General features: G+C 71.0%; 4 protein-coding genes. All 4 read left to right on the top strand.

The window, feature by feature from the left end; all coding sequences use genetic code 11:
- Positions 1-1834, top strand: a 1834-nt coding sequence (glyS, locus tag ACTS11_RS04390; protein ID WP_442639127.1) for a glycine--tRNA ligase subunit beta, incomplete at its 5' end; no start/stop codon positions are given.
- Between the two features lie 150 nt (positions 1835-1984).
- Complete coding sequence (locus tag ACTS11_RS04395) at positions 1985-4540, top strand: putative PEP-binding protein (RefSeq protein ID WP_442639128.1); 2556 nt, start codon at positions 1985-1987, stop codon at positions 4538-4540.
- Positions 4541-4690: 150 nt separating this feature from the next.
- Positions 4691-5359 carry a cell wall hydrolase gene (locus ACTS11_RS04400; protein WP_442639129.1) on the top strand — a complete coding sequence of 223 codons (669 nt, stop codon included), beginning with the start codon at positions 4691-4693 and terminating at the stop codon, positions 5357-5359.
- A gap of 73 nt (positions 5360-5432) precedes the next feature.
- On the top strand, positions 5433-6248 hold an 816-nt coding region (locus tag ACTS11_RS04405), incomplete at its 3' end, for a dihydroneopterin aldolase (RefSeq protein WP_442639130.1).

Raw genomic sequence — 6248 nt, forward strand, 5'->3', positions numbered from 1 at the left:
GCCGAAGTCGATGCGCTGGGGGGCGGGGTCGCTGCGCTGGGTGCGGCCCTTGCACTCCATCCTCTGCATCCTGACGACCGAGGCGGGGGCCGAGGTCGTGCCCTTCGAGATCGACGGCATCGCCTCGGGCGACACGACCGAGGGGCACCGCTTCATGGCGCCCGGCCGCTTCGCCGTGACCTCGTTCGAGGACTACGCGCGCAAGCTCAAGGCCGCGCATGTCATCCTCTCGGCCGAGGACCGCGCCGAGGCGATCTGGCACGACGCGACCAACATGGCCTTCGCCTCCGGCCTCGAACTGGTCGAGGACCGGGGGCTTCTGGCCGAGGTCGCGGGCCTCGTCGAATGGCCCGTGGTGCTGATGGGCGCGATCGGGGAGGACTTCCTCGACCTGCCGCCCGAGGTCCTCCAGACCTCGATGAAGGAGCATCAGAAGTTCTTCTCGGTCCGCAACCCCAAGACCGGGCGGATCGAGAAGTTCGTGACGGTCGCCAACCGCGAGACGGCGGATCACGGCGCGACGATCCTGGCGGGCAACCGGAAGGTGCTGGCCGCCCGCCTCTCGGACGCCAAGTTCTTCTGGGAGAACGATCTTCGCGTGGCGAAGGCGGGGATGGACGCGTGGCTCGAGGGCCTGAATTCCGTGACCTTCCACGCCCGCCTCGGCAGCCAGGCGGACCGGATCGCGCGCATCGCCGCGCTCGCCCGCGAGATCGCGCCGATGGTGGGCGCGGATGCCGAAAAGGCCGAGGAGGCCGCGCGCATCGCCAAGGCCGACCTCCGCTCGGGCATGGTGGGGGAGTTCCCGGAGCTTCAGGGCGTGATGGGGCGCTACTACGCGCTGGCCGCCGGCCGGGACGCCGAGGTGGCCGACGCCGCCCGCGACCACTGGCGCCCGATGGGGGCGGGGGACGCGGTGCCGACGGCGCCGGTCTCCGTCGCCGTCTCGCTCGCCGACAAGATCGACACGCTGACGGGTTTCTGGGCCATCGACGAGAAACCGACGGGCTCGAAGGACCCCTTCGCGCTCAGGCGCGCGGCGCTGGGGATCATCCGCATCCTGCTCGACACCGGGCTGAAGCTGCCGCTCGACCGGTTCCATGACGCGCAGCTCCTCCGCCACAAGATCGCGCTGAACCGGCCGAAGGTGGGCGACGACGTCATCGACACGCTGGAGGAGATCGTCGACGAGATCGCCGATCGCGGCGTCTTCGGCGCGGCCTATCACGCCGTCATGGAGCGGCTGACCGAGAAGCCCGCAGAGGGCTCGATCCTCCGCACGGTGGGCGACCTTGTGCCGGACCTCTCGACCGACCTCCTCGCCTTCTTCCACGACCGGCTCAAGGTGCATCTCCGCGACGAGGGCATCCGCCACGACGTGATCGACGCCGCGCTGTCGAAGCCGCCGGTGGACGACCTCGCGCTGGTGGCCGCCCGCGCCCGCGCGCTCCAGGCGGTGCTGAACACGCCCGACGGCGAGAACCTCGTGCAGGGCTACCGCCGCGCCGCCAACATCCTGACCCAGGCCGAGGAGAAGGACGGCGTCGAATACCGCTACGGCGCGGACGTGAAATTCGCCGAGACGGAGGAGGAGCGCGCACTCTTCGCCGCGCTCGCCACCGCGAAGGAGGGCATCGCGCCTGCACTCGCGGCCGAGGATTTCGCCGCCGCCATGGGCCGGATGGCCGCCCTGCGCGCCCCCATCGACGCCTTCTTCGAAGCGGTGCAGGTCAATGCCGAGAACCAGATCGTGCGGCGCAACCGCCTGAACCTCCTGCACCAGATCGTCGAGACCTGCGGGCAGGTGGCCGATCTGTCGCGGATCGAGGGCTAGCCTCCGGGCAGGGCACGACCTACATCGTGGCGTGATTGTAACGTTCCAGTAACCCGGCGGCCCGCGGCGTCAACGGAACTGGACAGGTCGCCCCACGGTTGTATGCTCATGCTGCAACCGCACAATGCGCGGGCCCGACTGGACGGCAGGATGCTCACGACACCCGACTTCTCCGAGATCACGCCCACGGCGGAGATCCGGACCGACCGCCATGGCAACCGCGCGAAGTGCCTTCAGCGGCTGATCCGGCTCGACCTGCCGGTGCCGATGACGGTCGCGCTGCCCTTCGACACGGTGCGCGCCATCGCGCAGGACCGCCTGCCCGACATGGAGGCGCTGATCGGCCTCTTCGGGGACGGCGCGCTGGTCTCCGTCCGCTCCTCGAGCCAGGCGGCGGACTGGGGCGGGCCGGGGACGATCCTGAACATCGGCATGAACGACGCGGTCCACGAGCGGCTGGCGACGACCTTCGGGCAGGATGCGGCGGATGCCTTCTACGTGGGCTTCATCCGCGCCTACGCGGTCAACGTCGTGCGCCTCGACGCCGACGCCTTCGACGGGCCGCTGACGCCGCGCCTGGCCAAGGCGCAGTACGAGGACGAGATGGACGAGGCCTTTCCGCAGGCGCCCGCCGTCCAGCTCGCCGAAGTGCTGAAGAGCATGGCGCGCGCCTGGGAGGGCACGAGCGCGCGGCTTCTCCGGCAGGCGCAGGGCGCGCCGGCGGATGCGGGCCTCGGCCTCGTGGTGCAGCGCATGGCGCGGGGTCCGGGCAAGGGCCTGTCGGGCGCGGGCGTCGTGCAGTTCGTCAACTCCGAGACGGGCGCGCCGCAGGTCACCGGGCGCTACCTGCCGCAGGGGCAGGGGCGCGCGGCGCTGTCGCGCTCGGAAGCCATGTTCATCGAGACGGACCCGCGCGGCCCGGCGCTCGAGGACGACGCGCCCGCGCAGGTGGAGAGCCTGCGCGCCTTCGGCAGCCTGGTGCGGACCCGCCTGCGGGAGGAGATGCAGATCGAGTTCACGCTGATGGACGGCGAGCTGCGCGTGCTCGATGCCGTGCGCGCGCCCCGGACCGCGCGGGCCGAGGTCGCCATCGCCGTCGCGCTGGCCGAGGAGGGCGTGATCGACCGCGACGAGGCGCTGCGCCGGATCGCGCCCAACACGCTGAACCAGCTTCTCCACCGGCAGGTGAAGCCGGGCGCGGCGCGCGACGTGCTGACGCGCGGGATCTCGGCGGCGCCGGGGGCCGCGACGGGCAAGATCGTCTTCTCCGCCGCCGCCGCGCAGCTCTCGCATTCCAAGGGCGAGGCCTGCATCCTCGTCCGCCGCGAGACCAGCCCCGAGGACATCCGCGGGATGCACGCGGCCGAGGGCATCCTGACCGAGCGGGGCGGCATGACCAGCCACGCCGCCGTCATCGCCCGCGGCCTCGGCGTGCCCTGCGTCACGGGGGCGACGCGCCTGCAACTCGACATGCGCAAGAAGACCCTGACCGTTCCGGGGCGCAAGATCTTCCACGAGGGCGACGTCATCACGGTCGACGGCTCCTCGGGCGAGGTGCTGGTGGGCACGGCCGAGATGGTCGAGCCCGCGCTCGGCGGCGCCTTCGCGACGCTGATGGACTGGGCCGACGCCGCCCGCGACATCGGAATCCGCGCCAATGCCGACACGCCCGAGGACGCGGCCATGGCGCAGCGCTTCGGCGTGGACGGGATCGGCCTCTGCCGGACCGAGCACATGTTCTTCGACCAGAGCCGTCTGACGGTGATGCGCGAGATGATCTTCGCCGAGAACCCGTCCGACCGGGCGGCGGCGCTCGAGCTTCTCCTGCCGATGCAGCGCGACGACTTCACCGAGCTCTTCCAGATCATGCAGGGCCAGCCGGTCTGCATCCGCCTCTTCGATCCGCCGCTGCACGAGTTCCTGCCCGGCGACCGCGAGGGCATCCGCGCGCTCGCCGAGGCGATGGACCTGCCCCTGTCGCGCGTGGCCAGCCGGATCGAGAGCTTGCAGGAATTCAACCCGATGCTGGGGATGCGGGGCGTCAGGCTCGGGATCACGGTGCCCGAGATTTACGAAATGCAGGCCCGCGCCATCTTCGAGGCGACGCTGAAGGCGTCCAAGAAGGGGGCGGCCGTGGTGCCCGAGATCATGATCCCGCTCGTCTCCGCCCGCCGCGAGGTGGAACTGGTGAAGGCCAGGATCGACGCCGTCGCCTCCGCCGTACGGAGCGAGACGGGCCGCGACTTCACCTATCGGCTGGGCGTGATGGTCGAGACCCCGCGCGCCGCGCTGCGCTCGGGCGAGATCGCGGAACATTCCGCGTTTCTCTCCTTCGGCACCAATGACCTGACGCAGATGACCTACGGCCTCAGCCGCGACGACGCGGGGCGCTTCATGTCGGCCTATGTCAGCCAGGGCGTCTTCGCCGAGGACCCGTTCCAGCAGCTCGATCTCGACGGTGTGGGCGAGTTGCTGCTGCTCGGCGCCGCGCGGGGCAGGGCGACCCGGCCCGAGGTCATGCTGTCGATGTGCGGCGAGCACGCCGGCCACCCCGATTCGATCGGCTTCTGCCGCCGCGCGGGGTTCGATTACGTGAGCTGTTCGCCCTTCCGGGTGCCGGTGGCGAAGCTGGCGGCGGCGCAATTGTCCATCGCGGACAAGGCATTGGGCCGGGATCTTCATCCGGACTTGAGTGAAGCCGACTGATTGTTTACGCGGTGTTAACAACTTTTTGCGTCGCATCCGGCGGTGTCCGCTAGATTCGGTGCCGATTTTGGCTTGTCAGGGTTTCGCGCTAAGACTCCGCGAATCGCTGGAGACGAGAACGGGCACGAAGTCCGTCGGGGAAAGGGTAACATGCCGAGACGTCTTGCGCTGGCCGCGATGGCCGCCGGCCTTGCCATGCTCGCCGCGCCGGTCCTGGCCGAAGATGTCACGCTGTCGACCTCGACGGCGCCGGGGGGCGGCATCTCCACCCGTCTGGGCGGCCTCATGGGGATCGAGATGGCCTCGCTCTCCACGCTGTCCGAGACCCGCCTGCGCCGGCTCGCCACGCCTTACGAGGGCGGCGACGCGGCGGACCCGCGCATCCTGTCCAATGCCGAGCTCGACCGTCTGCGCACGCCGCGCGGCGACGCGGAATGGCGCTGCCTCACCGAGGCGCTCTACTTCGAGGCCCGCGGCGAGCCGATCGAGGGCCAGTACGCCGTGGCCGAGGTCATCCTCAACCGCGTCGACAGCCCGAACTATCCCGACACGGTCTGCGAGGTCGTGAGCGAGGGCACCGGGCGGCCCTTCGCCTGCCAGTTCACCTATACCTGCGACGGACGGCCCGAGGAGGTGACGGACGCGCAGGCCTGGCACCGGCTCGGCCACATCGCGCGCATCATGCTGGAGGGGGCGCCCCGCGACCTCACCGCCGACGCCACGCATTACCATGCCGACTGGGTCAACCCGCGCTGGTCGCGCATCTATCCGCGCACCGCCGAGTACGGCGTCCACGTCTTCTACCGCCAGCAGTACTGATCCGTCGCCTTCGGGCCCGGTCCCGCCGCTTGCCGTCATCGAATCCCCCGTGCGGAAGTGCTAGGCCGGGGGCATGACCGACGAGCTCTCCACCGCCTTCACCCACCCGTCCGAACGCGCCAAGGCCACTGCCTCAGGCGCGCCGCGCGACCGCATCTCGATGACCGACCACCTCCGTGAGGTCGAGATCGGCGCCTTCCAGACCGAGCGCGGCGTGCGCCAGACGATCCGCTTCGACGTGGTGGTGGAGGTCGAGACCCGCGCCGAGACCGCCGCCGACGACGTCGACCGCATCCTGTCCTACGACACGATCGTGGAGGCGATCGACGCCGCGCTGGCGGCGGAGCGGGTGAACCTCCTCGAGACGCTGGCCGCGCGGATCGCGGACGGCATCCTCGCGCATCCGCTGGCCGCGCGGGTCTTCGTCCGCATCGGCAAGCTCGACCGGGGGCCCTATACGCTCGCCGTCGAGATCGTGCGCGAGGCGCCGCCCGGCCGCCGCCGCCTGCGCCTCCTGGCGGAGCACGCGCCGCACCCCGTGGTGGTGTTCCTCTCGAACGCCGCCGTCCTGCGGCCCGACCTGCCCGCGTTGCTCGACCGGCTGGAGGAGCCGCGCGTGCCGCTGATCCTCTGCGTCGACCGGCCGGAGGCGCCGGTGCCCCGCGCCGGCCACCCCATGCCGCAGCGGCGCATCGACCTCCTGGCCATCGAGCAGGAGGCCTGGGTGCTGGCCGCGCGCGACCCCCGCTGCGTGGTGGTGGACAGCCGGACCGAGCTCGACTGGGCCATGCGGCACGGGCGGATCAGCGTCTGGGCGCCCTCGAAGCTGGTGCTCGACGCCGTCGAGGGACCCGATGCGCGGGTGACCGCGCCCCTGGCGCTTGCCCAT

The organism is Roseicyclus sp. (genome assembly GCF_052168335.1).
Taxonomy (GTDB): Bacteria; Pseudomonadota; Alphaproteobacteria; order Rhodobacterales; family Rhodobacteraceae; genus Roseibacterium.

Bases quoted from the DNA above. Each gene is read 5' to 3' on its own strand.
- ACTS11_RS04395 (WP_442639128.1), top strand. From the start codon at position 1,985: ATGCTCACGACACCCGACTTCTCCGAGATCACGCCCACGGCGGAGATC.
- ACTS11_RS04400 (WP_442639129.1), top strand. From the start codon at position 4,691: ATGCCGAGACGTCTTGCGCTGGCCGCGATGGCCGCCGGCCTTGCCATG.